This window comes from Amycolatopsis cynarae (assembly GCF_026802195.1).
In the GTDB taxonomy this organism is placed as follows: Bacteria; Actinomycetota; Actinomycetes; order Mycobacteriales; family Pseudonocardiaceae; genus Amycolatopsis_E; species Amycolatopsis_E rhizosphaerae.
Map to the genome: position 1 here is coordinate 689932 of NZ_CP113836.1, position 22835 is coordinate 712766.

Consider the following 22835-nt stretch of genomic DNA (forward strand, 5'->3'; position numbering starts at 1 on the left):
CCCCGAAAGTGGGGGCCTAACCTGGACGGGTGATGAAGACCGGCGCGGAACACCTGGTGGATGTGCTCACCGAGCTCGGTGCCGAAGTCGTGTTCGGCCTGCCAGGGGTGCACAACCTGCCGATCTGGGAGGCGCTCGCCGACAGCGGGATCCGGCTGGTCGGGGTCCGGCACGAGCAGACCGCCGGGTACGCCGCCGACGGCTACGCACGGGCCACGGGAAAGCTCGGCGTCGCGATCGTCACCACCGGTCCGGGGGCGGCGAACACCATCGCCGCGGTGGGAGAGGCGATGGCCTCGGCCTCGCCGGTACTGGTGCTCGCCACCGACATCCCCTCGACCCTGCGCAGGCCCGGCATCGTGCGGGGGGTGCTGCACGAAACCGGTGATCAGGCGGCGCTGTTCGCGCCGGTCACCAAGGCGGCGACCACCGTCGAAGCGGCCGAGGACATCGCGCCCGCCGTCCAGCGGGCCGCGCGACTGGCTCGGCGCCCGCAGAGCGGACCGGTGTACGTCGGCATCCCCACCGACTTCCTCCGCGAGAAGACCGCACGGCGCTCCGACGACGAATCGCGCACCGAGCGGATCCCCGCGCTGCACCTCAAGGACCTCGACTACGCCCGCCGCCTGCTGACCACCGCGCGCCGTCCCCTGATCTGGGCCGGGGGCGGCGCGGTCCGCGCCGAAGCCGGAACCGTGATCGGGGAACTGGCCACCCTGCTCGCGGCGCCCGTGATCACCACCTTCGCCGGGCGCGGCCTGCTGCCGCCGACCCACCCGTGCGCCGCGCCGAACCCGGTGCACGCACCGGAGGTGGGCGCCCTGTGGGACGAGGCCGACGTGGTGCTGGGCATCGGTACCGACTTCGACGGCCTGATGACGCAGAACTGGCTGATGCCCCAGCCGCCCAAGCTGATCGCGATCAACGTGGACGCCGAGGACGCGGCCAAGAACTACCCGCCGGACGTGACCCTGGTCGGCGATGCCCGCGAGGTGGTGGACCGTCTCCTCGCCGGCATCGGCCCGCGCGAGGGCCTGGCCGAGCTCACCACCCGCCTGCGCGGCATCGAGAACACCGTGCGGCGGCGGATGCGGGCCGAGGAACCGCAGGCCGCCGATTTCCTCGGCACGCTCGAAGAAACCCTGCCCGAGGGTGCGGTGGTCGTGGCGGACATGTGCGTGGCCGGGTACTGGGCCGGCGGGTACCACCGGGTCAGCGCACCCCGCCGGTTCGCCTACCCGATGGGCTGGGGGACCCTCGGGTTCGGCTTCCCGGCGGCGCTCGGCGCGGCGGCCGCGGGCCACGGGCGCGTGGTGTGCGTCAGCGGCGACGGAGGTTTCCTGTACGGCTGCGGCGATCTGGCCACGCTCGCCCAGGAGTCCCTGCCCGTCACCGTGATCATCGTGGATGACGGCGGTTACGGCATGCTGCGGTTCGACCAGGACCGCGCCGGGCTGCCGCAGCGCGGGGTCAACCTGCACACGCCGAACTTCGTCGGCCTGGCCCGCTCGTTCGGTATCAACGCCGACCAGGTCAAGGGCTTCGGCCGCGCGTTCCGGCGCCTGCTCGGTGAGTTCGTGCGCGCCGACGAACCCAACGTGCTGGTGGTCCGCGCGAGCCTCACCCCGCCGCTCAACACCTCGCCCCGCTGGTACCGGGTCAGCTCGTGAGGACCACCACCTTCCCGGCCGCGCGGTTGTCCTCCATGTAGCGGTGTGCCTCGGCGATCTCCTCGAGCCGGAACGTCCGGTCGAGGTGGGACTTGTACTCGCCGGCCGCCACCCCGTCGACGATCTCCTGCAGGGCCTCCGCCCCGGCCGCCCCCTTCAGATCGTCGCTGTGGAACGAGGTCAGCTTGGTGCCGGAGGGGATCATCGCCACCGGTTCGAACTGCGGGATCACCCAGACGCCGCTGAGCATTCCCGCCACGCAGACCGTGCCGCCCGGCGCCACCAGGTGCAAGGAGTCCACCGTGGTGTTCGCGCCCACCAGTTCGAGCACGTAGTCCGGGCCCTCGGGGCGGATCTTCCGCACCGCGGTGGCCAGGTCCCCGTCGTCGAGCACCACGTGCGTGGCACCGGCCTGCCGCAAGGCGTCCACTTTGTCCGGATTGCGCGTGCTCGCGATGGTCTCCAGGCCCCGCTTGCCCGCCAGCGAGAGCATGGCCATGCCCACCGACGAGGTGCCACCCCGGATCAGCAGGCTGCGCCCGGTGCCCTGCACGTCCAGCGCCTGCAGAGCCCCGTACGCCGTCAGGTACGTCTCCGGCAGGGCCGCGAGGATCTCCCACGGCAGGTCCGTGGTCAGCGGGATGAGCAACTTGTTGGGCAGCAACGCGTATTCCGCGTAGCCGCCGTCGAACTCGCGGCCCATTTCGCCCATCACCGCGGCCACGGTGGTGCCCAGGGCCAGCCGGGGATCGGTGGACTCGGCGATCACCCCGACGCATTCGATCCCGAGCACGCGCGGGAACCGCACGTTGGGCGAAAGCCCCTGCCGGGTCATCAGTTCCGACCGGTTGAGCCCGAAGCCCTGCACCCGCACCAGGCTCCAGCCGTCACGCACTTCGGGGCGCGGTACCTCGCGGACCCGCAACACCTCCTCCGGTGGTCCGGGCCGCTCGCACACGGCGGCCCTCATGGTGCTCCCCCCGGTCGTCCGCTCACTCACCCTGCGTCCCCTTTCCCGTCAAACAGAGTTCGTTGCCCTCGGGGTCGGCGACGGTCACCCAGGTGAAGGGCCCCTGCTGCCCCCGGTGCAGCAGGGTCGCGCCGGCCGCCGTCAGGCGGTCCAGTTCGGATTCGAGCTTTTCCTTGCCTACGAAGACATCCAGATGCACCCGGTTCTTCCCGGACTTGGCCTCCGGCACGCGCTGGAAGAGGATGCGGCGGCCGGAATCCGGATGCCGGATCGCCGCGCCGTCCTTCCAGACGAGGACGTCGCGATACGTCGTGGTGTCTTCGTCCCGTGCCTGACCGGTCTCCACCATCCGGCGGATGAACGCCTCGTCACTGGGTTCGACCGACCAGCCCAGCGCCTCCGCCCACCAGTCGGCGAGCGGATGCGGATCGGCACAGTCCACGGTGACCTGGAAGTCGTATGCCATGGTCGCGACGCTAGCGCGCCCCACCGACATTTTCGGGCGAGGTAGAGCTTGTTTGGCGTGGTTTGCGTGACGGTGCGGGTGGCGGAACCTGACGTGGTCCCTCGCTGTGGGATCTCCTCCTCATGAATGCCAATTCACTGTGTTGAACGCTGTCGGAGCTGGCAGCGTCGTTTCTGCGAGGAACCACGTCAGAACCCGCGGCGGTGCAAGCTGACAGCCCACCGCAGGCGGCTCCGCCGCTTAGGAAATACGAGCTAGGCGAGGTGCTCCAGGAGCAGGGCGGTGAGCACCTCGGGGGTCTGCTCGGGAATCCAGTGGGTGATGTCTTCGAGCATCTGGAAGGTGTACGGGGCGGTGACCCAGTTCTCGGTGTCCAGTGCGGCGGTGGAGCCGAAGGCGACGTCCTCGGTGCTCCACACGTACAGCGTCGGCACCTCGATCTTGTCGATCTGCCCGCTCGGCCGTCCGGCGCGGTACCAGTTCAGCGCCGCGGTGAGTGCGCCCGGCTCGGATAGCCTGCGCACGTACTCGTCGACCCGGCTGGAGGGCACCTTCCACTCGAACATGCGGCGCAGGGCCTGGGCGTTGTCGGCGAGCATGCGCCGCTCGGTGCCGGAATCGTGCCAGTCCCGCATGTACTGCGAGCGCAACCGCTGGTCCTCGTCGGTGCGCAGGGCCTTGGCCAGCGCACCCGGATGCGGGGTCGAGACGACGGCGAGCCTGCGCAGCCGGCCGGGGTGTGCCGAGGCCGTCCACCAGGCCACCGCACCGCCCCAGTCGTGCCCCACCAGATCGAAGCGGTCCCAGCCGAGCTCGCCCGCCATCGCCAGGACGTCGCCGACGAGCTCGTCCATCCCGTAGTCGGCCACCTGGCCCGGCCGCACCCCGGGCGAGTAGCCGCGCTGGTCCGGCGCCACCGCGCGGAAGCCGCGGGCGCCGAGGACCGCCACCTGGTGTTCCCAGGCGATGGCGGCCTCGGGGAAGCCGTGCAGCAGCAGAACCGGCCTGCCGTCCTCGGGTCCGGCCGCGATCGCGTCGAAGGATCCGGCGGGGGTGGGGATGCTCAGCTGCTCGGTCACAGCCGCACTGTACTTGCCCCGGCCGGTCCGTCCGGTGGCGCCGCGCGGGTCAGCTCATGCCGTGGCGGGCCAGGAAGGAGGTGACCCGCTCCGGGGTGGCGAGGATGTCCCACTGCCGGTCCGGGTGGCTGAAGTTCTCGGTGAACTCGTCCGCCACCGCCTGGTTCTCCGACATCGCGCCGAACAGCCGCAGCAGGTGCGGCGGTGGCGGGGTGCGGATCATCAGGTTGGTCCAGTCCGCGGTGGCGTGCACGTGGTTGCGGCGCCGGTCGGCGACCTTCCGGCAGAACCGCTCGTCGAAGTTCGGGTCCTCGAGGATGACCTGTCCCAGTGCCCACGCCGAATAGGAGGCGCAGTTCGCCCCCTGCCCGATGACCGGGTCGACCACGGTGTGCGCGTCCCCGAGTGCGATGACGTAGCGCCCGTTGGGAAGGCGCGCGTAATCCTCGCGCACCGCGGGCAGGACCGCGCCCTGCAGCAGGTCCAGTGGTCCGGTCAGGTGGAACCGGGCGGGATCGATGCGTTCGAAGGTGGCCGGGTGGTGCTCGCGCGTCTTCTCCAGTACCAGCTTTTCGAAACCGGCCGGATCGTCCTCGTAGGCGATCTCCGCGAGCATCTCCAGCTCGCCCCCCGGCACGTTCTCGAACAGCAAGGCCGTGACGTGCCCGGCCGTGGCGTACATCGGGATTTCCAGCAGCTCGCCCTGACCGGGCGCCACGCTCATCGTCACGCCTCGCGGTTCCGAAGGGGCGACCCCCTCGTACAGGCCGACGCAGAGCTTCCGTTGCGGGGTGTCGTAAGGAGATTTGTCGGCACGCCGCGGGAACATCGCGCTCATGCTGCCGCGGCCGGAGGCGATCACGACCAGGTCGTGCCGTTCGGACAGCCGGACGACGTCGGCCGCCTGCACCGGCCGCACCACGAACTCCCCGCCGCGCGCCACGAACTCTTCGAGCAGCCTGGGCAGGTAGATCCGGTAGTCGACGGCCCGGGACGGGGCGCTGAAGAACCCGGGGAACCGCAGGGGCTGCGGTCCTCCGCCGAGGTAGTGGTGGTGACCGTATTAGAGGTATTCCTCGTCGTTCCAGTCGTCGATGCCGAGTGCCCGTTCCCGGGTGATGGTCGCGTGGTGGTGGGCGACGGAGTTGAGCATGCGCCCGCCGGCGAGTTGTTCCGCGGTCCGGTCGCTGTAGATCGTGACGGGGACGTCGTGCTGTCGCAGCAGGAGGCCGAGATGCAGGCCCGCGATGCCGGCCCCGACGATGCCGATTCCTTCCATGGACCGTTCCTTTCCTGTTGGGTTGTGTTTTGAAGCGGCGGAGCCGCTTGCGGTGGGCCATCAACCGGCACCGGCGCGGGTTCTGACGTGGTTCCTCGCAAGAACAGCACTGCCGGCGACTCCTCTGATTGGCATTCATGAGGAGGAGATCCCACAGCGAGGGACCACGTCAGGTTCCGCTACCCGCACCGCCACGCAAACCACTGCCAAAACGTCCTAGTGGGTGAACAGTTGATCGCCGGTTTCGGCGTACAGGGCGCGGTAGGCGCCGGTGAAGAACACCAGGGGTTCCCCGTCCTCGTGGGCGAGGTCCGTGACGCGGCCGAGGAAGAGGAGATGATCGCCCGCGGGGTGGATTTCCACCACGTCGCAACCGATCCGGCTCAGGCAGCCGCGCAGGTAGGGCAGGCCGTCCACGTGGTCGAACTCGGGAGTGAACCCGGGTACCGGCGGTCCGGCGAAGTGGCGGGAATGCACTTGCTGGTCGTCGGCCAGGACGCTCACGCCGTAGCGGCGGGTGCGGGTCAGCAGGGCGGCCATCCGCGACTGCCTGCCCAGGGAGACCAGGACCAGCGGCGGGTCGAGGGACACCGACAGGAAGCCGTTGGCCGTCATGCCGTGGACGTGGTCGCCGTCGGCCGTGGTGACCACCGTGACCCCGCTGGTGAACCGGCCGAGGGTGCGCCGGAAGTCCAGTGGATCGATGGGCCGGTTTCGCGACGGCGACGGCAGCATCTCGGTTCCGGAATCCTCTCGCTGCAGCTCATTTAACGAGCGCAGACAGCGATGTCAGCTCAATAATCGAGCACCTTAGCGTGTTAGAGTAACGGAGGCAATACTGAGGGGAGTCGCACGTGGAGGCCAAACCGGGGGTGCGGGCACAGACCCTGGACCGGGCGCTCGACGTGCTGGACATCCTGGCCGACGGCCAGGCCCGCTCGAGTCACGACCTCGCCGCCGCCACGGGGCTGCACCGGTCCATCGTCTACCGCATTCTGCGCACCCTCGAAGACCGCGAACTCGTCCGTCGCACCGCGAGCGGCCGCTACACCCTGGGGCTGGGCCTGCTGGTCCTGAGCCGTCCCGTGCTCGGCGGCGCCCAGGTGCACCTGCACGAGGTGCTCGGCGAACTCGCGAACAGGGTCTCCGCGACCGCTTTCTTCGCCGTGCCCCGCGGCGACGAGGTGGTCACGCTCGTCGCCGTCGAACCCGGGCGCGAACACTCGCCGATCGCCTACCGGCCCTGGGACCGGGCCCCGATAGACCGCGGCTCATGCGGGCCCGCCATCCGGTCGGCGTCCCCCGCCCAGGGGCAGGAACGGCCCGAAATCGCCTGGGCGCGCGAAACGGGCTACGTCCGCACGGTGGGCGAACTGCACGCCGGCCTCACCGAAATCGCCGCGCCGGTGCGGCTCGCGCACGGCGCGATCGGTTGCGTGGCCGTGGTTTTCGTCTCCGGTGAACTCGACGAGGAGAAGGCCGCCCAGGCCGTCCGCCGCACCGCGACACGCCTGTCCCAGCCCTCCAGCGAGGTCTGGGAGTTGTAGGATTCGGTGAAAGCGATGCAGGGCTATTTCTTGTGCACCTTCATCGGGTTGATCCAAGGCAGCGGTGCGGCCGAAAGGCTCCAAAGCGACCCGTATGGCGGGTCCTCGGGATCACGCGGTCCGGGTGCCGCGTCCACCAGCATCACTGCCTTCCCCGGAGGAACGTAGTAGCGCCGGTAGCCGTTCGGGACTTCATCCTCGACCAGCACAAGCTCGTTGCCGGACCGCCCGAGTTCATCGCGCAACTCCACGAAACGGACGGCTTTCGGGAAATCTCCGTGTTTCTCGCGAAGTCCGGCCGGACCGATCGTTTCCCGGTCGTGCCACAGCCGATGGACCTGGACCGATATCAGGCCGCACGTCCAGTTTCCTTCCTCGCGCCAGAAGCCGAGTTCGACGAGCCCGTAGTCGCGGCGGAACTGCTTCCTGTCGTGATCGTCGACGAAATCGGAGCCGAGTTGCCGTTCCCATTCGTCAGGGGTGGAATCCAGCCCCACACCTTCGATCCGGCCGGTCATGGCGAAACCGGCGAGGAATTCAGGAACGCTCATCCCGTCAGGCGGCTTCTTCTTCACCGGTGAGGAATTCCCAGTGCCGCTGTGCCGCGGGGCGCCATTCGACGTGCTTGCGGTGGAACAACTCCGCGGCCTTCACCCCGCTCCAGTTCGGCGGCAGCAACCGCACCGGCAGCCGTGGATCCAGGAACGGGAAGCGGCGCCATTCGTGCACCAGCCGGGTCTGCGCGTGCAGTACCTCGCCGCCGCTGACCGGCTCCAGCGCACCGAATTCGTCGATGAAGCCTCCGTAGCGTTCATCCAGCGCGGTCAGGTCCCAGGCCTGCGCGACCATCGCGTCCTCGTCCCCGATCCGCCCGTAGGAGGCGACGAACGACATCGCTTCGCGATCGAGGCCGAGCGTCCGCACGATCTCGTCCGCCTCGTCCTGCCTGCCGGTGTCGGCGCTGATCCACACTCCTGGCGTCGGCGAGCCGAAACCGGCCCAGGTCAGCCGCGTGCGCAGGGTGTGCCGCAGATCCCGCTTGGTTTCGGGCACCGACACCAGCAGCATCAGCCAGCGTCCGTCCCAGTTTTCGGCGTCCCGCCCGAAGCCGTAGATCCGTTCCGCGCCCTCGGTGAGCAGGCGGCGTCCCGGCGGGGTGAGCGACCAGCGCACCCGGCGGCCGACGCGCTCGGACACCAGCCAGCCCTCGGCGGCGGTGCGGGCCAGTGCCTGCCGGGCCGACTTCTCCTCCACCCCGAACGTGCCGAGCACTTCGACCAAGGTCGAGGTCCAGACCGCGCGGCCGCGCGGCAGCACGAACTCGCCGAGCACGGTCATCAACAGGGAACGGGCGCTGGTGTGGCTGACTTCGCGCCGCCTGCTCATCGTGGGGCGGACCGCAGACTCCGAAAGCTTCACAGACTTCACGGAATCCCCCATTCTCCGCACCTCCCTCTCGGCGGCGTCACCGGTCCGACCAAGCTAGCCCATCGTGTTCCGCGCTGTCACCGCGCCCGGGTTACCCTGCCCTGATGACGGACGGGTTGCGCACCCCGCCGGGGGCCGGTGGAAAGCGCGGATGGCTGAGCTACGAACTGTTCGGCTGCGCGCGGCGGGGCCACGAACTTGTGGGGCGGGACGCGGCCCGGATCCGTCCCGAGGACGGGCTCGTGGTGCGGGAATCCGCCGGTCTGCGCTGGCACCGCTGCCTGAGGTGCGACACCTGGCTGCCGCTGCCCCCGCCCGAACACCCGGAACGGGAATTCTGTCCGGAACGGGACGAAATAGCGCTGCCGTTGCGGGGGAAACTCCTGCGGGACCGCTACGTGCTCCGGCTGATCGCGCTCGACCGCCTGCTGCATTTCGTGGTGCTGGCCGTGCTCGGCATCGCGATCCTGGTCTTCGCGCGGGAACGGCAGGTCCTCAGCGGACCGTTCTACCGGTTCCTCGACGCGCTGCAGGCGGGGGTCGGCGGACGCAGCGGCGGCTCGGGCGAGGGCATGCTCGGCGAGCTGTCGAAGGCCTTCGAGGCCCGCAGCTCGACCCTGTGGCTCATCGGGGCCGTGGTGGTCGCCTACGCGGCGCTGGAAGGGGTCGAGGCGATCGGGTTGTGGCTGGCCCGGCGGTGGGCCGAGTACCTGACGTTCCTGGCGACCACGGTGCTGCTGGTCCCCGAGGTCTACGAACTGAGCCATCGCGTCACCGCGCTCAAGGTGCTGACCCTGATCATCAACATCGCCGTGGTGGTCTACCTGCTGTTCGCCAAACGCCTGTTCGGCGTGCGGGGCGGGGGCCGGGCCGAAGCCGAGGAGCGGGTCGCCGACAGCGGCTGGCCCGCACTCGAACGCGTGCTGCCGGGACCACACGCGCGGTGATCACGTCTGTGCCATCCTCGGTGGCATGACGACGACGCACGCGCTGACCCAGATCCTGCTCACCGCGCAGGAGTTCGAGGCCAAGGGCTTTCTCGGTACCGTGGGAAAGATCGCCGCGGCCACGGTCATCTTCTTCATCGCGATCGGGTTCATCGCCGGGCTGATCCTGGGCATCTTCATCGGCCGCGTCACCGCGCGCCGCCGCTGAGCGGTCCATTTCGGACACCGGGCGTCTCGAGGTCCGTTTTCCGCCGGAAGGACGGGGCCGGCTCCTTCAAGATCGTCTCATGGACAAGACAGTTCTGGTGACGGGTGGCAGCCGGGGGATCGGCGCGGCGGTGGCGCTGCGGCTGGCCGCGGACGGTGCGGACGTGGCGTTCACGTACCGGCAAGACGAGGAGAGTGCGGCCGCGACGGTCGAGCGGATCAAGGCGGCGGGGCGGCGGGCACTGGCCATGAAGGCCGACAACGCCGACCCCGGCGCGGTGGTGGCCGCGGTGGAGCGGACGGCGGAGGAGTTCGGCCGTCTGGACGTGCTGGTGAACAATGCGGCCGCGTTCGTGGTGGCACCGCTGGAGGAATGCGGACCCGACGAGTTCGACGGGGTCGTCGCCGCCAACGTGCGGGCGCCGTTCCTCGCGTCGCGGGCGGCGGCACGCGTGATGGGCGAGGGCGGACGGATCATCACCATCGGCAGCAACATGGCCGAACGGGTGGTGTTCCCCGGCTTCACGCTCTACTCGCTGAGCAAGACCGCGCTCATCGGGATGACGAAGGGACTGGCCCGCGAACTCGGGCCGCGGGGGATCACGGTGAACCTGGTCCACCCCGGGCCGACGGACACCGACGCGAACCCGGCGGACAGCGCGAACGCGGCCACCATCGCCGGGTTCACCGCGCTCGGCCGCTACGCGCGGCCGGAAGAGATCGCCTCGATGGTGGCCCATCTCGCCGGAGAGGGCGGGTACGTCACCGGCGCCGCCATCACCGTGGACGGCGGGTTCTCCGTCTGATCACCCGCCTCGCTCAACGCAGTGCGGCGATGAGCAGGCCCGCCCGGGGTTTCGGGGTGAAGTAGGTGCTCTTGCGCGGCATCGTCCGCCCCTGCTCGTGCACGGCCAGCACGTCGGCGAGGGGAACGGGCGCCAGGCGCAGCACGGCATCCACCCCCGGGCCCGGATCGTGCCCGTCGGGTACGGCCCGCACGTGCGGGCCTTCCGGGTCGATACCGAGCGCCTCGCGGATCAGTAGTTCTTCGACCACCGCGTGGTCGATCCGCGGGCGTTCGGCGGTGGCGGGCAGGTCGACTTCCAGCCCGCCCGCCACGGTCACCGTGCCGGGCCCGGCGGGCGGGGCCGGATCGTCCACCTCGCGGACGGTCAGGCCACGCTGCCGCCACGCCGCCGCCAGATCGCCGAGGCCGAGCCCGGTCCCGGCGAGCGCGCGGTGGATCGCGCCGACGCGGAGCTCCGGTCCGGCGGTGACCAGGGCGAGCAGCCCGGTGCCCGCCGCCGTCGCGGCGGCGACCCGGTGGTTGCCGTCCGCCACCAGCAGGGGCTGCCGCCGGACCGCCGCGAGCAGTTCCCCGTACTCGCTGAGCAGCCACAGCCGGTGCACCCGGCCACCGCGATCCCGGTGCCGGACGTCCGGCTCCCGCCCGGCCACCGCCTCGGCGGTGGCCCGCGTCAGCTCGTCCCCGCCACCGGCCGGGATGAGCATCGCCGCGCTGGTCGCCCGGCCCAGGCCGGCGAGCATCGCCGCCCGTTCCGCCACGATCTCCGGGTAGACCTGCTCGGTGTGCCGCACCTTGGCGTCCACCGCGGCCGGGTCGACAAGGCACAGCACCCCCAGGGCGGTGCCGTCGGGGCCGGTGGCCGAGTAGGCGGCCACCACGTCGCGCACGGGCCGGTAGTCCAGTGCGAGCAGGCGGTCGAGCGTGCGCCGGGCTTCGGGCAGTGCCTCGGTGAGGGTGCGGCCCGCGGCGCGCGCCCGGGGAGTGCGGTGCGGATGCTGGACCGCCAGCAGGCTGTCCCGGCCGTTCGCCAGCGCCGCGACCACCTCGGCGGGATCGGCGAACTCGTCGACGTCCGGACCGGGTACCGCGCCGGTGACCACCCAGCCCCGCGAGATCGCACGCGCCCACCCGGTCATGACCCGATCTTGCCGTATCCGGGCGGCGCGTGGTCAGTGGAAACGGGCGGTGATGGTGAGCAGCCAGCTCAGATCGGTGCCGGTGGCCACCTCGGAAGGATGCGAGCCGCGGCGGAACAGCCGTGCACCGGCGTCGCTCCCGCCCAGCGTCAGCGAGGAACCCCGCCGTCGCAGCCAGGTGCCTTCGCGCAGGGCGAGCACCGGCACGTCGTTCTCCTCCAGGAACTGCCCGATCCGCTCCTCCCGCGTCTCGCCCATGTGCGGGTCACCCGGGACCGGGTCGAGGTAGTGCGGGTTGATCTGGAACGGCACGAGCCCGCTCGCGTCGAACGCGGGCGGCTGCACGATCGGCATGTCGTTGGTGGTCCGGATGGTCGGGCAGGCGAGGTTCGTCCCCGCGCTCGATCCGATGTAGACGGTCCCGTTGGCCACCCGGCCGCGGATCAGCGCGAGCAGTTCGCGGGTGTAGAGCGCCCGCAGCAGGCGGAACGTGTTGCCGCCGCCGACGAACACCGCCTGTGCCGAGCGGAGCAGCCGGACCGGGTCCCCGGTGTGCAGTCCGACGACCTCGATGCCGAGCGGTGCCAGCGCCTCGGCCGCCTTCGCGGTGTAGGCGTCGTGGTCGGCCAGCGCGAACGGCACGAAGACCAGGCGGCGGACCCCGGCGAGCGTCTCCGTGAGGGTGTCCATGGCGTGCTCGAGGTAGCCCTGGCCCGGTGCGGTCGAGTTGGACAGCAACAGCAGGCGCATCACGGGAACCTTCCGGGTGACGGACGGCGGGGACGTCCGCCAATCCGGCATACCTACCACGAGGCCCGGTGACGGTGGCGAACGAAGTGAGCGTAACCACAGTGCTGCTGGCATGCTGGGCCCCATGTCGCTTCCCGATCTGCAGACCCCCTTCGGTGCGAAGGTGCTCGACCGCCTTCGCACCGAGACCGTCATCTGGTTCACCACGGTCGGCGCCGACGGCACCCCGCAGCCGAATCCGGTCTGGTTCCTGTGGGACGACGAGGGCTTCCTCGTGTTCAACCGGTCCGAGGCCAACCGCCTGACGCACCTGAGGCACCGGCCGCGCGTCTCGCTGAACTTCGACGGCAACGGCCGCGGCGGGGACATCGTGGTGTTCACCGGGACGGCCCGCCTGCTCCCGGACCACCCCCGGCCGCACGAGGTGCCCGCGTACCTGGAGAAGTACCGCGAAGACATGAACAGGATCAGCGGCAGCCCGGAGCGCTTCGGCGAGGCCTACCCCGTCGCCCTGCGCATCGACGTCACCCGCGTCCGCGGCTTCTAGCGGCACTTCCGGCCGGGCGTTCTTTCCTGTGCGGGGACCCCTCACGGCAGCGTCCGACGGGCAACCGCCCGAGGCGGTTCAGGGGGTGCGGTCGTCGAGGAGGTCGGCGGGGTGGGTGCCCAGGGCGTCGGCCATCCGGAAGAGCGTGTCGAGGGTGATGTTGCGGGGCGGGCGTTTGCGCGGATCCTGCCGTCGCGGGGGCTGGTCGAGCCGGGAGCGTTCGAGTTCGGCGACGACGGAACGGGACACGCCTGCCCGGTCGGCCAGCTCCTCCTGGCTGAGGTCCCGGTCGCGGCGGGTCCTGCGCACCCTCGTGGCGAGCGCGCGCAGCCGTGCGTCGAGCACCTCGTCCTGATCCTGTCCGGCCATCAACGGCGCAGCCTACCCCTTCCGGATATGCACGACAATTTGTCGCTTCTATGCTACTTTCGGTCGCATGAATGAAGAGTTCACCAAGCCCGGTTACCTGTACGAAGAGCTGGCCAAGCGACTCGCGGAGCGCATCGAGCGCGGCGAACTGGCGCCCCACAGCCCGCTGCCCTCGGAGGGCAGGCTCGCCCACGAGTACGGCGTATCGCTGGGCACGGCGAGACACGCCACGCGGCTGCTGCGCGACTGGGGCCTCGTGGTGACGATCCGGTCGAAGGGCACCTACGTGGCGCGGCGGGAACCCGCGCCACCACTGTGCCTGTGGAGTCCCTAGACGACCTGGCGGCAGAGGGTGCGCAGCACCTCGGCGTCCACAGTGGACGGCTCGGCGGCCAGCCAGCCGCCGATCTCGTGGACGAACTGGTCCGGGGTCATCGGCGCGACCGGGAGATCGAAGTCCTCCTCGGTGGTGATCTCGCCCGCCCGGCTGGGGTAGATGATCAACGCGCCGCGGATCTCCACCCCGGGCAGCAGGTCCCGGTAGGCCGCCATCGCGGCGGGCAGTCCGGTCGCGCCGCCCCGGAACAGGCGGTCGTCGCGCCACAACGTGCCGTCCTCGTCGGCGCCGTAACAGCCCGGCAGCCAGGTCTTCGACTCGATCAGCACGAGCCGGTGGCCGGCGAGCACCGCGTGGTCGATGTCGGCGAACACCGAACCGGGCAGCGCGAGCCCGTGGAAGATCCGCACGTTCGGCAGCCGGCCGAGGTACCGGGTGAGCAACTCGGCCGTCAGCCGCTCACCCCAGTGATCGGCCTCGGCGCCGGGACGGCCGTAGACCGCGACCTGCCCGAACTCCGCCACCAACTGCCGCCGGGCCTCGCGCACTCGCAGATGCCGCCGCACCAGCCATACCGCCACGGCCGTGGCGAACAGGAACCAGACGGTCACCAGCAGCCAGCCCGCCATCAGCGGCAGCACGACCAGCAGCAGCCAGGCGAGCAGGATGGCCGCCGGGGCGTGTCCCGGGGGCCTCGGCGAGGTGGGGCAGGCGGGTTCCCCGGCGCGGTGCCACCACGGGAGGGTGGCCGGATCGAGGCTGGGCACGTCCGCGACGAAAGCCGGGTCCTCGCCGAACTCCCGGGGCCGCCGCCGGGTCCGCACCGGGGAGCGCTGGAACCCCCGGTCGTAGGCCGCCCGGCGCCGCGGGTCGCTCAGCGTCTCGTAGGCCTCCCGAAGCCGGTGGAAGGCCAGGGGGGAACCACCCGCGTCCGGATGCATGGCGCGCGCCATGGCCCGGTACGCCGACTTGATCTCAGCCGCGGAGGCATCCTTGTCCACCCCGAGCAGCTCGTAGTAGCCGGCATCGTGCACGCGGTCACAATACAAGGGCGCGTTCACTGGCTAGAGTGACGCGATGGCAGGCACTCCCGCGGGCGAGCTCGCCCGGAAGCTCGGCGTCCGGACCGGCCGAATCGTGCTTCCCAGCGGGCTGTTGCTGATCTTCGCCGGGGCGGTGCTCTTCGTGTATCCGCCGCACAGCGGCCTGCTGGCGTTCCTGTTCGCCGTGCTCGGCGTGGCCGGGTTCGCGCTCGGCACGGCACGCCTCGCGGCCGCCCCGTGGTGGGCGCTGGGGGCCGCGGTGGCACTCGGCTTCCTGCTGTTCGCCGTGCTGACGGTGCCCGGCCGGGGGCTTGCGCTGCGGATGTTCGGCCACTCCGAAACCTGTCGGGTGGCGAGCCGCCGGGAGGTGGACACGACCTCGCGCTATCCCCGGTACGGCTTCGTGCACACCATCGACTGCCCCGGGGCGGGCACCCTGGTCATCCGCACGGATTCCGCCGACCGGCAACCGCTGGGCCCGGTCGAGGTTCTCGACGATCCCGGCGGCCCGCTGCAACCGGATTTCGCCGAACGCCACAACGCCGTCGTGGACTCGCTCCTCGTCGCCGCGGCGTTCGCGCTGACCGGTGCGGCGGTGCGCGTCGCCTGGCTCAGGTCAGCGAACCAGGGTCGGCGGGCACGTCGGCCGCGTGTTCCCGAAGCGCCGGAAGACTGACCACTTCCAGCGCCTTGGCGTGGGTCGAAGCCAGCACGACCGGCGGGGCCACGCCCGCCTCGTACGCCTCCAGCCAGCGGGCCGCGCACAGGCACCACCGGTCGCCCGGTCGAAGGCCGGGGAAGTCGAACTCGGCGCGCGGGGTCACCAGGTCGTTGCCGACCTGCTGCTGGTGCGCCAGGAACTCCCGGGTCACCACGGCGCACACCGTGTGGTTGCCGAGGTCGTCAGGACCGCTGTGGCAGCAGCCGTCGCGGTAGAACCCGGTGACGGGATCGGCACCGCACGGTTCCAGTTCGCCGCCCAGCACGTTGCGATCGTTCGTCATGCCTCCAGCCTGACAGCTTCGACCTGCCGTCGCTGCCAATCCCGCCGGTCCAGCGCGTATTCGACCTCGCCGTGTTCCGAGCCGTCGATCGCCTCGGGCCAGTACTGGTGAAAGGTCCGCACGAAATCGAGCCCCGCCTTCTCCATGACCCGGCGGGAAGCGGTGTTGACGGCCATCGTGTACGCGACCACGCGCTCCACGCCGAGTTCGGCGAAGCCCTTGTCGATCAGGGCGCGCGCTCCTTCGGTCGCATACCCCTGCCCCCAGGCGGCACGGCGGAGCCGGTAGCCGAGTTCGGTTCCGGCCGGGCAGGGCCGGAACTCGAACCAGCCGAGGAACTCGCCGGTCGCTCTGAGCTGCGCCGCCCAGTAGCCACCCGCGCACAGCTTCGGCAGGACCTCCCGCACGACGACCTCCCGGGGCGTCGGCTTCCCGCCGCTGAGGTAGCGCATCACCTCGGGGTCGCTGTCGAGTTCGGTGACGCGGTCGGCGTCGGCCCCGGTGAACGCCCGCAGCACGAGTCGTCCGGTCTCCAGGAAGATCTCCACGCATCGATTCTTCCCGGCGGCGGAAGTGATTTCCCGATGCGGCTCAGCGGTCGAGAACGCGATTCACCAGTGCACGCACGCTTGGCCAACGTCCCCAGGCCAGCAGGGCGCAGACCACCGCCAGCAGCGCCGGAGTGACCGCGTACGCCGGATCCGGCAGGACGAACAACTGGAAGTAGGTGGCCCCGAGGAGCAGGCCGACCAGCCCGAGCGCGGCCGCGCCGGTGAGCGCGGGGATCACCAGTCCGATCGCCCCGGCGAGTTCGAGCGCGCCGACGAGGTAGCGGAACCACTGGCCAGCACCGATCTCGTCGAAGATCTGCACGGCGTAGCTCTGCCCGGCCAGCTTCGGCAGCGCCGAGGCGATTCCGAGGAACAGTGCCAGCAGCACCTGGGTCACCCACAGGGTGATCGTCCGGGCGCGGGCGGTGGCGGTGCGGGACATCGTGGTCATCGCGGTTCTTCCTTCCAGGAGGGAAAACGCTGCTCATGGGTGGAGACTCCGCCCGCCGCGAAAATTCGCCGGTGATCCGCCGATGACTTTCCGCCGTCCGCCGGGTCTGTACAGGCGCAGTCGGACGAGGAGATGCTTATGACCATGACGGCGACCGAGCGGCCCGCGGGGGCGGACTTCCTCCGCCAGGCCGACCCTTACCGGCGCGAACTGCTCGCGCACTGCTACCGCATGCTCGGCTCGGTGCACGACGCCGAGGATCTGGTGCAGGAGACCTATCTGCGGGCCTGGCGCGCGTACGACCGCTTCGAGGGCCGGTCCTCGTTGCGCACCTGGCTCTACCGCATCGCGACGCGGGTTTGCCTGACCGCGCTGGAGGGCCGGGAGAAACGCCCGCTGCCCACCGGTCTCGGCGCGCCCGGGTCCCAGGCGGGCGATCCGCTGGTCGAGCGGGACGAGGTGCCGTGGCTGGAGCCGGTACCGGACGCGATGACGGGCGTGGAGAGCGGCGACCCGGCGGCGATCGTCACCTCCCGCGAGAGCATCCGGCTGGCCCTGATCGCCGCGCTGCAGTACCTGCCGCCGCGGCAGCGGGCCGTGCTGATCCTGCGGGACGTCCTGCAGTGGCGGGCCGCGGAGGTGGCGCAGGTGCTCGACACCACGACCACCGCGGTCAACAGCATCCTCCAGCGTGCGCGGGCCCAGCTCGACCAGACGGCCCCGCACGAGAACGAGGTCGTCGAACCGTCCGCCGCGGACCAGCGCGAGCTGCTGGAGAAGTTCGTGACCGCCTTCGAACGCAAGGACATCGCGGCGATGGTCGAGTTGTTCACCAAGGACGCGATCTGGGAGATGCCGCCGTTCACCGGCTGGTACCAGGGCGCGGAGAACATCGCCCGGCTCATCGACACGCAGTGCCCGGCGCAGGGGCCCGGTGACATGCGACTGGTGCCCCTCCGGGCGAACGGGCAGCCCGGGTTCGGGCTCTACCTGCGTGACGGGGAGGTGTACCGGCCGTTCAACATGCCGGTGCTCACGCTGTCGGCATCGGGGGTCGAGCACGTCACCTGCTTCTTCGACACGGGTTTGTTCACCCTGTTCGGCCTTCCCGAGACGCTGCCGGTCGCGGCGGCGCGATGACTCCCGGAGGCGCGGCGCTGGCCGGTGGGGCCGGCCTGCTCGAACGCGCGGTCACGTACTGCCTCGGCGCGGTGGCGCCGGCCACCCCCGAACTGCTGTCCCGGCCCACCCCCTGCGGCGACTGGGATCTGCGCGCACTGCTGACCCATCTGCACGACTCGCTGTCGGCGCTGGCCGAGGCGGCCGAGGGCGGGCGGATCGCCGGAGAGCCGGTGCCCGGTCCGGCCGGTGGCGATCCGGTGCGGGCGGTGCGGGCGGCGGCACGGAGAGTGCTAGGGGCCTGGGCCGCGGACGCCCGCGAGTCCGTCTCGGTGGGCGGGCTCTCGCTCACCGGTGTCCTGCTGACCGCGACCGGTGCGGTGGAGGTCGCGGTGCACGGCTGGGACGTGGCCAGGGCCTGTGGCCGTGACGACCCGATCCCGGAGCCGCTCGCGGAGGAACTCCTCGAACTGGTGTCGCTCGTACTGGACGACGCGGACCGGCCGGGCCGGTTCGGTGCACCGCTCGCGGTCCGGGGTGGAGCGGATGCGGGAGAGCGCCTGCTCGCCTTCCTCGGCCGGAGAGTCCGATGTGGACGGGAGTACGAAGAGGACGTTGCGTGATCCTGCCGACCGCGTGAGTTCCCTTGGAGTCTTTCCAAAGTACGGGTGCTGTGGGTAGGCTGACCTTGCCTGAGGGGAAGTTGAGGCCCATATCACGAGCCGCCGAACAGGGCCGGGACCTGGGATTTTGGCCCTGTAGGGGACTTTGGTCCCTTTTCGCGGGGACTTTGGCCCCTTCGTCCGCACCCGTGGGGCTGAAAACCTGTCGCTGACGTTTGATCAGCAAGACAGGAGACACCGTGACGGCGACCTCCCTGCCCCCGGTTGTTGTGCCTTCCCCGCGCAAGCGGGTACGGGGGGCGGCGTTAGTTCAACTGTTCCGCACCACCGATCACAAGCAGATCGGCGTGATGTACCTCATCGCGACGTTCGCCTTCTTCATGATCGGCGGCGCGATGGCCATGCTCATCCGCACCGAACTGGCCCGGCCGGGCCTGCAGTTCATGTCGAACGAGCAGTACAACCAGATGTTCACCATGCACGGCACGGTGATGCTGCTGCTGTACGCGACGCCGAGTGTGTTCGGGTTCGCCAACTTCGTGCTGCCGCTGCAGATCGGCGCGCCGGACGTGGCGTTCCCGCGGCTCAACGCCTTCTCGTTCTGGCTGTTCCTGTTCGGCGGGCTCACCATGCTGGCCGGCTTCCTCACGCCGGGCGGTGCCGCGGACTTCGGCTGGTTCGCCTACACGCCGCTGTCGGACGCCGTGCACACGCCGGGCGCGGGTGCGAACCTGTGGATCGTCGGCCTCGCCGTCGGTGGTCTCGGCACGATCCTGGGCGCGGTCAACATGATCACCACGATCGTCTGCCTGCGCGCCCCCGGGATGACGATGTGGCGGATGCCGGTGTTCACCTGGAACATCCTGATCACCAGCCTGCTGATCCTGGTCGTGTTCCCGATCCTGACCGCGGCCGGTGTCGGCCTGCTGGCGGACCGTCTGATCGGCGCGCACGTGTTCGACCCGGCCAACGGCGGGGTGACGCTGTGGCAGCACCTGTTCTGGTTCTTCGGCCACCCCGAGGTCTACATCCTGGCGCTGCCGTTCTTCGGGGTCGCCTCGGAGATCATCCCGGTGTTCGCCCGCAAGCCGATCTTCGGTTACAAGGGGCTGGTCTGGGCGACGCTGAGCATCGCGGGCCTGTCGGTTTCGGTGTGGGCGCACCACATGTACGCCACGGGCGCGGTGCTGCTGCCGTTCTTCTCCTTCATGACCTTCCTGATCGCGGTGCCGACCGGCGTCAAGTTCTTCAACTGGATCGGCACCATGTGGAAGGGCACGATGACCTTCGAGTCGCCGATGCTGTTCGTGATCGGCTTCCTGGTCACCTTCCTCTTCGGTGGCCTGACCGGTGTCATGCTGGCCGCGCCCGCGTTGGACTTCCACCTGTCGGACAGCTACTTCGTGGTGGCGCACTTCCACTACGTGCTCTACGGCACGATCGCCTTCGCGACGTTCGCCGGTGTCTACTTCTGGTTCCCCAAGATCACCGGCCGGATGATGGACGAAACGCTGGCCAAGGTCCACTTCTGGACCACGTTCATCGGGTTCCACATGACGTTCCTGGTGCAGCACTGGCTGGGCAACGAGGGCATGCCGCGCCGCTACGCCGACTACCTCGAGTCCGACGGTTTCACCACGCTGAACACGATTTCGACGATCGGTGCCTACATCCTGGGCGTGTCGACCCTGCCGTTCATCTACAACGTGTTCAAGAGCTACCGCTACGGCGAAGTCGTGACGGTGGACGACCCGTGGGGCTACGGCAACTCGCTGGAGTGGGCCACCTCGTGCCCGCCGCCGCGGCACAACTTCACCGAGCTGCCCCGCATCCGGTCCGAGCGGCCCGCCTTCGAACTGCACTACCCGCACATGATCGAACGGATGCGGTCCGAAGCCGACATCACCTTCACCGGTAAGCCGAAGGCGCACAACGTCGCCGCCGATGCCGGGAAACCGGCGGTGGAAGCCGGCAAGGACAACTGAAAGCCACCTGGCGAAGGGGTCCCTCGTGTCCGAAAAGGACTACGGGGGACTCCGTCGCATGGGGGGCGGCGCAGATCATCGAACGGGGAGACAACGATGGAGATGCGGGAACTGCGGTCGAAGCTGATCGCCTGGGCGGGGCGGCGCTACCTCGAGGTGAAGCAGCGGCGGGGCGGTGACACGTCGACCCTGTCCCTGCTGCCGGAAGAAAGCCTGATGCCGTTGCGGCGTAACGGTCTCGACCCGGTGACCGACCTCGCGAGGGTGCGCGAGAGCGAACCCGTCAGCCGGGTGAAGCTACCCCTGGGGCTGCGCGCCTGGCTGGTCACCGGCTACGAGGAGGCCAGGACCGTACTGTCCTCGTCGGACAGGTTCAGCAACGACTACACGAACCTGGTCGGCAAGGCGGGGCTGGGGGCGAACCAGAACCCCGGCGGTCTCGGCTTCGCCGACCCGCCGGACCACACCCGCCTGCGGAAGCTGCTGACCCCGGAGTTCACCATGCGCCGGTTGCGCAGGCTCGGCCCGCGCATCGACGAGATCATCGCCGACCAGCTGGACGCCATGGCGGCCGCGGACGGTCCGGTGGATCTGGTGAAGGACTTCGCGCTGCCCATCCCGTCCCTGGTGGTGGCCGAACTGCTCGGCGTGACCTATGAGGACCGGGACCTGTTCCAGCGGCTGAGCACCGTCCGCTTCGACCTGTTCGCCGGGGCTGGCGCCTCCTTCGGCGCGGTGTCGGAATCACTGTCCTATGTGCTCGAGCTCGTGCGGAGACAGCGCGAGGCGCCGGGTGAAGGACTGCTCGGCTCGATCATCACCGAGCACGGCGACGAAGTCACCGACACCGAACTCGCCGGCCTGGTGGACGGTGTGCTGGTCGGTGGGCTGGAAACCACGGTGAGCATGCTGGCGCTGGGCGCCATCGTGCTGCTGGAGAACCGCGAACACTTCGAGCTGGTGCGTGAGCGCGACGACGCGATCGAGGACTTCGTCGAAGAACTGCTGCGCTATCTCACCGTGGTGCAGGTCGCCTTCCCGCGCTTCGCCCGCGAAGACGTGACCGTGGGGGAGGTGCGGATTCGCAAGGGCGACATCGTTTTCGTGTCGTTGAGCGGGGCGAATCGTGACGGGGTGCTCGGCGCGGACGCCGAGCGGTTCGACCCGGCCAGGGGCGCGACCCAGCACCTCGCCTTCGGCTGGGGCGTGCACCGGTGCGTCGGTGCGGAGCTGGGGAGAATGGAACTGCGGGCCGCCTATCCGGCGCTGGTGCGCCGGTTCCCGAAGCTGCGGCTCGCGGTTCCGGCCGGAGAACTGCCCTACCGCCAGACCTCGGTGGTGTTCGGGATCGACTTCCTGCCGGTCCACACGAACTGAGCCGTGCTGGACTGGCGCCAACAAGCGGCCCTCACGGCCGTTGTGGTCCGAGCTTCAGCGGTACCAGCGGAAGCGCCAGGTGGCGAGTACCGCCGGTACCACGGCGACGAGGACGACGCCGCTCACCAGCATCACCGCCGACGAGACCAGTGCGCCGAGCAGCAGGGACAGCAGGCCACCCGCGAACGAGGCGAGCATGGCGCCGAGGACGATGACGAAGTCCGCCGAGGCGGCGGGCCTGCCGGTGGACAGCAGGCGCGCGAGCGCGGGGTCCTCTTTGGTCAGTTGTCGTTGGATTTCGGCCAGCTGGCGGGTTTCTTCGCGGAAGTCCATGTCTCTCTATCCGGCGGCGGTGAGGAGGCCGTAGTGGCCGTCGTAGCGGAGATACAGGACACTGCCGCGTCCGGTGGCGGTGTCCTGGAAGAAACGGTGGGGCATTTCGGTGTCGTCCAGCCGTTCGGCGGCCTGTTCCGGGGTGAGTTCCGGCACGCCGTGCACGTTGATGGTCCACGGTAGAGCCGCGCCCTGCGGGGGTTGGAGACCGGAAAGCCGGGCCAGCCGGTAGCCGGTGGGACCGATCCGGTAGACGAGGCTGTCCTGACCGGTTTCGGCGTCGACGAACAGGTGGAAGTCGTAGTCCCGCACGTCCATGGCGAGCGCGGCCTCGTCGGGAGTCGCGGTCTGGAGGGGAAACTGCTTGCGCCGCACGATTTTCCGGCGTGCCGGTGACACGGTGCACAGCGGCGCGGGATGGCTCTGGCGGTAGGCGTCGGGCCACGGCCGCGGCGTCGAGGGATCGTCCAAACGAGCCTGGTGCTGGCACAGGCGGGCGCGAAGAAGTGTTGCCGCTTCAGGGAAGAACGGCGCGGCCACCTGAGCGCGCAGCGCGCGCCCGTCCAGCGTCAGGTTGATCTGGGCGAGCGCGGGCCGCGGTGTGCTGTTCTGGCGGAAGGTGGTGAGCCGCACCCGGAGCCCTTCGACCGTTCCGGGTAGGCGCCGGACGAAGGCTTCGATCTGCCGCTCGACCTGGTCACGCGCCCTGGCGAGGATCTCGCCCGAAGTTTCCACCGCGATGTCCGTACCCGACATCCACCGTCCCTTTCACCGCTTCCCGCGCGGAAATTCTCGCGATCCGAAGTGGA

Annotated in this window: 29 protein-coding genes; 12 read left to right on the forward strand and 17 right to left on the reverse strand. The window is 70.1% G+C overall.

Features of this window, described 5'->3' with window-relative positions:
* The first annotated feature begins 32 nt into the window (after positions 1 to 32).
* Positions 33 to 1670, forward strand: a complete 1638-nt coding sequence (locus ORV05_RS03285) for a thiamine pyrophosphate-binding protein (protein WP_268759677.1) — start codon at positions 33 to 35, stop codon at positions 1668 to 1670.
* Here the strand turns inward: ORV05_RS03285 and ORV05_RS03290 are convergent.
* The 6 genes from ORV05_RS03290 to ORV05_RS03315 form a co-directional block, all read right to left on the reverse strand.
* Positions 1660 to 2640: a zinc-binding dehydrogenase gene (locus ORV05_RS03290; RefSeq protein ID WP_268756969.1), complete on the reverse strand. Its 981-nt coding sequence runs from the start codon at positions 2638 to 2640 to the stop codon at positions 1660 to 1662. The genes ORV05_RS03285 and ORV05_RS03290 overlap by 11 nt on opposite strands.
* Positions 2641 to 2662: 22 nt before the next feature.
* Positions 2663 to 3106: a VOC family protein gene (locus ORV05_RS03295; protein ID WP_268756970.1), complete on the reverse strand. Its 444-nt coding sequence runs from the start codon at positions 3104 to 3106 to the stop codon at positions 2663 to 2665.
* 254 nt (positions 3107 to 3360) lie between these two features.
* Complete coding sequence (locus ORV05_RS03300; protein WP_268756971.1) at positions 3361 to 4185, reverse strand: alpha/beta fold hydrolase; 825 nt, start codon at positions 4183 to 4185, stop codon at positions 3361 to 3363.
* Between the two features lie 49 nt (positions 4186 to 4234).
* Positions 4235 to 5128, reverse strand: coding sequence for a styrene monooxygenase/indole monooxygenase family protein (locus ORV05_RS03305; protein WP_268756972.1), 894 nt, complete (start codon positions 5126 to 5128; stop codon positions 4235 to 4237).
* A 120-nt stretch (positions 5129 to 5248) separates the two neighbouring features.
* Positions 5249 to 5464: an NAD(P)-binding protein gene (locus tag ORV05_RS03310; protein ID WP_268756973.1), complete on the reverse strand. Its 216-nt coding sequence runs from the start codon at positions 5462 to 5464 to the stop codon at positions 5249 to 5251.
* Positions 5465 to 5680: 216 nt separating this feature from the next.
* The gene (locus ORV05_RS03315) at positions 5681 to 6199 is read right to left on the reverse strand and encodes a flavin reductase family protein (protein WP_268756974.1); all 519 of its coding nucleotides are present in this window, start codon (positions 6197 to 6199) and stop codon (positions 5681 to 5683) included.
* 119 nt (positions 6200 to 6318) lie between these two features.
* Here ORV05_RS03315 and ORV05_RS03320 point away from each other — a divergent pair, with 119 nt between their 5' ends.
* Positions 6319 to 7011, forward strand: a complete 693-nt coding sequence (locus ORV05_RS03320) for an IclR family transcriptional regulator (protein WP_268756975.1) — start codon at positions 6319 to 6321, stop codon at positions 7009 to 7011.
* 23 nt (positions 7012 to 7034) lie between these two features.
* Here the strand turns inward: ORV05_RS03320 and ORV05_RS03325 are convergent, their stop codons facing one another.
* Both ORV05_RS03325 and ORV05_RS03330 read right to left on the reverse strand, forming a co-directional pair.
* Positions 7035 to 7586: a hypothetical protein gene (locus ORV05_RS03325; RefSeq protein ID WP_268756976.1), complete on the reverse strand. Its 552-nt coding sequence runs from the start codon at positions 7584 to 7586 to the stop codon at positions 7035 to 7037.
* A complete protein-coding gene (locus tag ORV05_RS03330; protein ID WP_268759678.1) occupies positions 7567 to 8349 on the reverse strand; it encodes a PaaX family transcriptional regulator in 783 nt (260 codons plus the stop codon). Before ORV05_RS03330 ends, ORV05_RS03325 begins: the two co-directional genes overlap by 20 nt.
* 194 nt (positions 8350 to 8543) lie before the next feature.
* On the opposite strand from ORV05_RS03330, the gene ORV05_RS03335 reads away from it, so the two are divergent.
* From ORV05_RS03335 to ORV05_RS03345, 3 genes are all read left to right on the forward strand, one after another.
* On the forward strand, positions 8544 to 9386 hold the full coding sequence (locus ORV05_RS03335; protein ID WP_268756977.1) for a DUF2127 domain-containing protein: 843 nt from the start codon (positions 8544 to 8546) through the stop codon (positions 9384 to 9386).
* 25 nt (positions 9387 to 9411) lie between these two features.
* The gene (locus ORV05_RS03340) at positions 9412 to 9594 is read left to right on the forward strand and encodes a hypothetical protein (RefSeq protein WP_268756979.1); all 183 of its coding nucleotides are present in this window, start codon (positions 9412 to 9414) and stop codon (positions 9592 to 9594) included.
* A gap of 79 nt (positions 9595 to 9673) precedes the next feature.
* Complete coding sequence (locus ORV05_RS03345; RefSeq protein WP_268756981.1) at positions 9674 to 10399, forward strand: SDR family NAD(P)-dependent oxidoreductase; 726 nt, start codon at positions 9674 to 9676, stop codon at positions 10397 to 10399.
* 13 nt (positions 10400 to 10412) lie between these two features.
* On the opposite strand, the gene ORV05_RS03350 is transcribed toward ORV05_RS03345, so the two are convergent.
* Positions 10413 to 11537 carry a DUF1015 family protein gene (locus ORV05_RS03350; RefSeq protein WP_268756982.1) on the reverse strand — a complete coding sequence of 375 codons (1125 nt, stop codon included), beginning with the start codon at positions 11535 to 11537 and terminating at the stop codon, positions 10413 to 10415.
* Between the two features lie 33 nt (positions 11538 to 11570).
* A complete protein-coding gene (pepE, locus tag ORV05_RS03355; protein ID WP_268756983.1) occupies positions 11571 to 12287 on the reverse strand; it encodes a dipeptidase PepE in 717 nt (238 codons plus the stop codon).
* Between the two features lie 124 nt (positions 12288 to 12411).
* Between pepE and ORV05_RS03360 the strand changes: the two genes are divergently transcribed.
* Positions 12412 to 12834, forward strand: a complete 423-nt coding sequence (locus ORV05_RS03360) for a TIGR03667 family PPOX class F420-dependent oxidoreductase (protein WP_268756984.1) — start codon at positions 12412 to 12414, stop codon at positions 12832 to 12834.
* A 78-nt stretch (positions 12835 to 12912) separates the two neighbouring features.
* On the opposite strand, the gene ORV05_RS03365 is transcribed toward ORV05_RS03360, so the two are convergent.
* A complete protein-coding gene (locus ORV05_RS03365; protein WP_268756985.1) occupies positions 12913 to 13203 on the reverse strand; it encodes a helix-turn-helix transcriptional regulator in 291 nt (96 codons plus the stop codon).
* 67 nt (positions 13204 to 13270) lie between these two features.
* Here ORV05_RS03365 and ORV05_RS03370 point away from each other — a divergent pair, with 67 nt between their 5' ends.
* Positions 13271 to 13537: a GntR family transcriptional regulator gene (locus ORV05_RS03370; RefSeq protein WP_268756986.1), complete on the forward strand. Its 267-nt coding sequence runs from the start codon at positions 13271 to 13273 to the stop codon at positions 13535 to 13537.
* Here the strand turns inward: ORV05_RS03370 and ORV05_RS03375 are convergent.
* Positions 13534 to 14574, reverse strand: coding sequence for a J domain-containing protein (locus ORV05_RS03375; RefSeq protein ID WP_268756987.1), 1041 nt, complete (start codon positions 14572 to 14574; stop codon positions 13534 to 13536). The genes ORV05_RS03370 and ORV05_RS03375 overlap by 4 nt on opposite strands.
* Before the next feature lie 43 nt (positions 14575 to 14617).
* Here ORV05_RS03375 and ORV05_RS03380 point away from each other — a divergent pair, with 43 nt between their 5' ends.
* Positions 14618 to 15259, forward strand: a complete 642-nt coding sequence (locus ORV05_RS03380; protein ID WP_268756988.1) for a hypothetical protein — start codon at positions 14618 to 14620, stop codon at positions 15257 to 15259.
* Here ORV05_RS03380 and ORV05_RS03385 read toward each other — a convergent pair.
* The 3 genes from ORV05_RS03385 to ORV05_RS03395 are packed head-to-tail and all read right to left on the reverse strand — an operon-like array spanning position 15195 to position 16589.
* Complete coding sequence (locus ORV05_RS03385) at positions 15195 to 15587, reverse strand: DUF2237 family protein (protein WP_268756989.1); 393 nt, start codon at positions 15585 to 15587, stop codon at positions 15195 to 15197. The two genes, ORV05_RS03380 and ORV05_RS03385, sit on opposite strands and share 65 nt — an antisense overlap.
* Complete coding sequence (locus ORV05_RS03390) at positions 15584 to 16135, reverse strand: GNAT family N-acetyltransferase (protein ID WP_268756990.1); 552 nt, start codon at positions 16133 to 16135, stop codon at positions 15584 to 15586. Before ORV05_RS03390 ends, ORV05_RS03385 begins: the two co-directional genes overlap by 4 nt.
* Before the next feature lie 43 nt (positions 16136 to 16178).
* Complete coding sequence (locus ORV05_RS03395; RefSeq protein ID WP_268756991.1) at positions 16179 to 16589, reverse strand: DoxX family protein; 411 nt, start codon at positions 16587 to 16589, stop codon at positions 16179 to 16181.
* A gap of 132 nt (positions 16590 to 16721) precedes the next feature.
* On the opposite strand from ORV05_RS03395, the gene ORV05_RS03400 reads away from it, so the two are divergent.
* The 4 genes from ORV05_RS03400 (at position 16722) to ORV05_RS03415 (ending at position 21693) form a co-directional block, all read left to right on the forward strand.
* Positions 16722 to 17729: a sigma-70 family RNA polymerase sigma factor gene (locus ORV05_RS03400; protein ID WP_407652678.1), complete on the forward strand. Its 1008-nt coding sequence runs from the start codon at positions 16722 to 16724 to the stop codon at positions 17727 to 17729.
* Positions 17726 to 18331, forward strand: coding sequence for a TIGR03086 family metal-binding protein (locus tag ORV05_RS03405; protein WP_268756993.1), 606 nt, complete (start codon positions 17726 to 17728; stop codon positions 18329 to 18331). The genes ORV05_RS03400 and ORV05_RS03405 overlap by 4 nt, the downstream gene beginning before the upstream one ends.
* Before the next feature lie 239 nt (positions 18332 to 18570).
* A complete protein-coding gene (gene ctaD, locus ORV05_RS03410) occupies positions 18571 to 20316 on the forward strand; it encodes an aa3-type cytochrome oxidase subunit I (protein ID WP_268756994.1) in 1746 nt (581 codons plus the stop codon).
* A 102-nt stretch (positions 20317 to 20418) separates the two neighbouring features.
* On the forward strand, positions 20419 to 21693 hold the full coding sequence (locus ORV05_RS03415; RefSeq protein WP_268759679.1) for a cytochrome P450: 1275 nt from the start codon (positions 20419 to 20421) through the stop codon (positions 21691 to 21693).
* Positions 21694 to 21747: 54 nt separating this feature from the next.
* Here ORV05_RS03415 and ORV05_RS03420 read toward each other — a convergent pair whose 3' ends face one another.
* Both ORV05_RS03420 and ORV05_RS03425 read right to left on the reverse strand, forming a co-directional pair.
* Entirely contained in the window at positions 21748 to 22026 is a 279-nt protein-coding gene (locus ORV05_RS03420) for a DUF3040 domain-containing protein (protein WP_268756995.1), read from the reverse strand.
* Positions 22027 to 22032: 6 nt separating this feature from the next.
* Positions 22033 to 22782, reverse strand: a complete 750-nt coding sequence (locus ORV05_RS03425) for a sigma 54 modulation/S30EA ribosomal C-terminal domain-containing protein (RefSeq protein WP_268756996.1) — start codon at positions 22780 to 22782, stop codon at positions 22033 to 22035.
* Between the last annotated feature and the right edge of the window lie 53 nt (positions 22783 to 22835).

Excerpts from the sequence above, each read along its gene's own strand:
- ORV05_RS03340 (WP_268756979.1), top strand. The coding sequence starts at position 9,412 with ATGACGACGACGCACGCGCTGACCCAGATCCTGCTCACCGCGCAGGAG.
- ORV05_RS03335 (WP_268756977.1), top strand. The coding sequence starts at position 8,544 with ATGACGGACGGGTTGCGCACCCCGCCGGGGGCCGGTGGAAAGCGCGGA.
- ORV05_RS03330 (WP_268759678.1), bottom strand. The coding sequence starts at position 8,349 with ATGACCGTGCTCGGCGAGTTCGTGCTGCCGCGCGGCCGCGCGGTCTGG.
- ORV05_RS03405 (WP_268756993.1), top strand. The coding sequence starts at position 17,726 with ATGACTCCCGGAGGCGCGGCGCTGGCCGGTGGGGCCGGCCTGCTCGAA.
- ORV05_RS03415 (WP_268759679.1), top strand. The coding sequence starts at position 20,419 with ATGCGGGAACTGCGGTCGAAGCTGATCGCCTGGGCGGGGCGGCGCTAC.
- ORV05_RS03400 (WP_407652678.1), top strand. The coding sequence starts at position 16,722 with ATGCTTATGACCATGACGGCGACCGAGCGGCCCGCGGGGGCGGACTTC.
- ORV05_RS03345 (WP_268756981.1), top strand. The coding sequence starts at position 9,674 with ATGGACAAGACAGTTCTGGTGACGGGTGGCAGCCGGGGGATCGGCGCG.
- pepE (WP_268756983.1), bottom strand. The coding sequence starts at position 12,287 with ATGCGCCTGCTGTTGCTGTCCAACTCGACCGCACCGGGCCAGGGCTAC.
- ORV05_RS03395 (WP_268756991.1), bottom strand. The coding sequence starts at position 16,589 with ATGACCACGATGTCCCGCACCGCCACCGCCCGCGCCCGGACGATCACC.
- ORV05_RS03425 (WP_268756996.1), bottom strand. The coding sequence starts at position 22,782 with ATGTCGGGTACGGACATCGCGGTGGAAACTTCGGGCGAGATCCTCGCC.
- ORV05_RS03380 (WP_268756988.1), top strand. The coding sequence starts at position 14,618 with ATGGCAGGCACTCCCGCGGGCGAGCTCGCCCGGAAGCTCGGCGTCCGG.
- ORV05_RS03290 (WP_268756969.1), bottom strand. The coding sequence starts at position 2,640 with ATGAGGGCCGCCGTGTGCGAGCGGCCCGGACCACCGGAGGAGGTGTTG.
- ORV05_RS03285 (WP_268759677.1), top strand. The coding sequence starts at position 33 with ATGAAGACCGGCGCGGAACACCTGGTGGATGTGCTCACCGAGCTCGGT.
- ORV05_RS03360 (WP_268756984.1), top strand. The coding sequence starts at position 12,412 with ATGTCGCTTCCCGATCTGCAGACCCCCTTCGGTGCGAAGGTGCTCGAC.
- ORV05_RS03420 (WP_268756995.1), bottom strand. The coding sequence starts at position 22,026 with ATGGACTTCCGCGAAGAAACCCGCCAGCTGGCCGAAATCCAACGACAA.
- ORV05_RS03350 (WP_268756982.1), bottom strand. The coding sequence starts at position 11,537 with ATGACCGGGTGGGCGCGTGCGATCTCGCGGGGCTGGGTGGTCACCGGC.
- ORV05_RS03315 (WP_268756974.1), bottom strand. The coding sequence starts at position 6,199 with ATGCTGCCGTCGCCGTCGCGAAACCGGCCCATCGATCCACTGGACTTC.
- ORV05_RS03370 (WP_268756986.1), top strand. The coding sequence starts at position 13,271 with ATGAATGAAGAGTTCACCAAGCCCGGTTACCTGTACGAAGAGCTGGCC.
- ORV05_RS03385 (WP_268756989.1), bottom strand. The coding sequence starts at position 15,587 with ATGACGAACGATCGCAACGTGCTGGGCGGCGAACTGGAACCGTGCGGT.
- ORV05_RS03365 (WP_268756985.1), bottom strand. The coding sequence starts at position 13,203 with ATGGCCGGACAGGATCAGGACGAGGTGCTCGACGCACGGCTGCGCGCG.
- ORV05_RS03295 (WP_268756970.1), bottom strand. The coding sequence starts at position 3,106 with ATGGCATACGACTTCCAGGTCACCGTGGACTGTGCCGATCCGCATCCG.
- ORV05_RS03310 (WP_268756973.1), bottom strand. The coding sequence starts at position 5,464 with ATGGAAGGAATCGGCATCGTCGGGGCCGGCATCGCGGGCCTGCATCTC.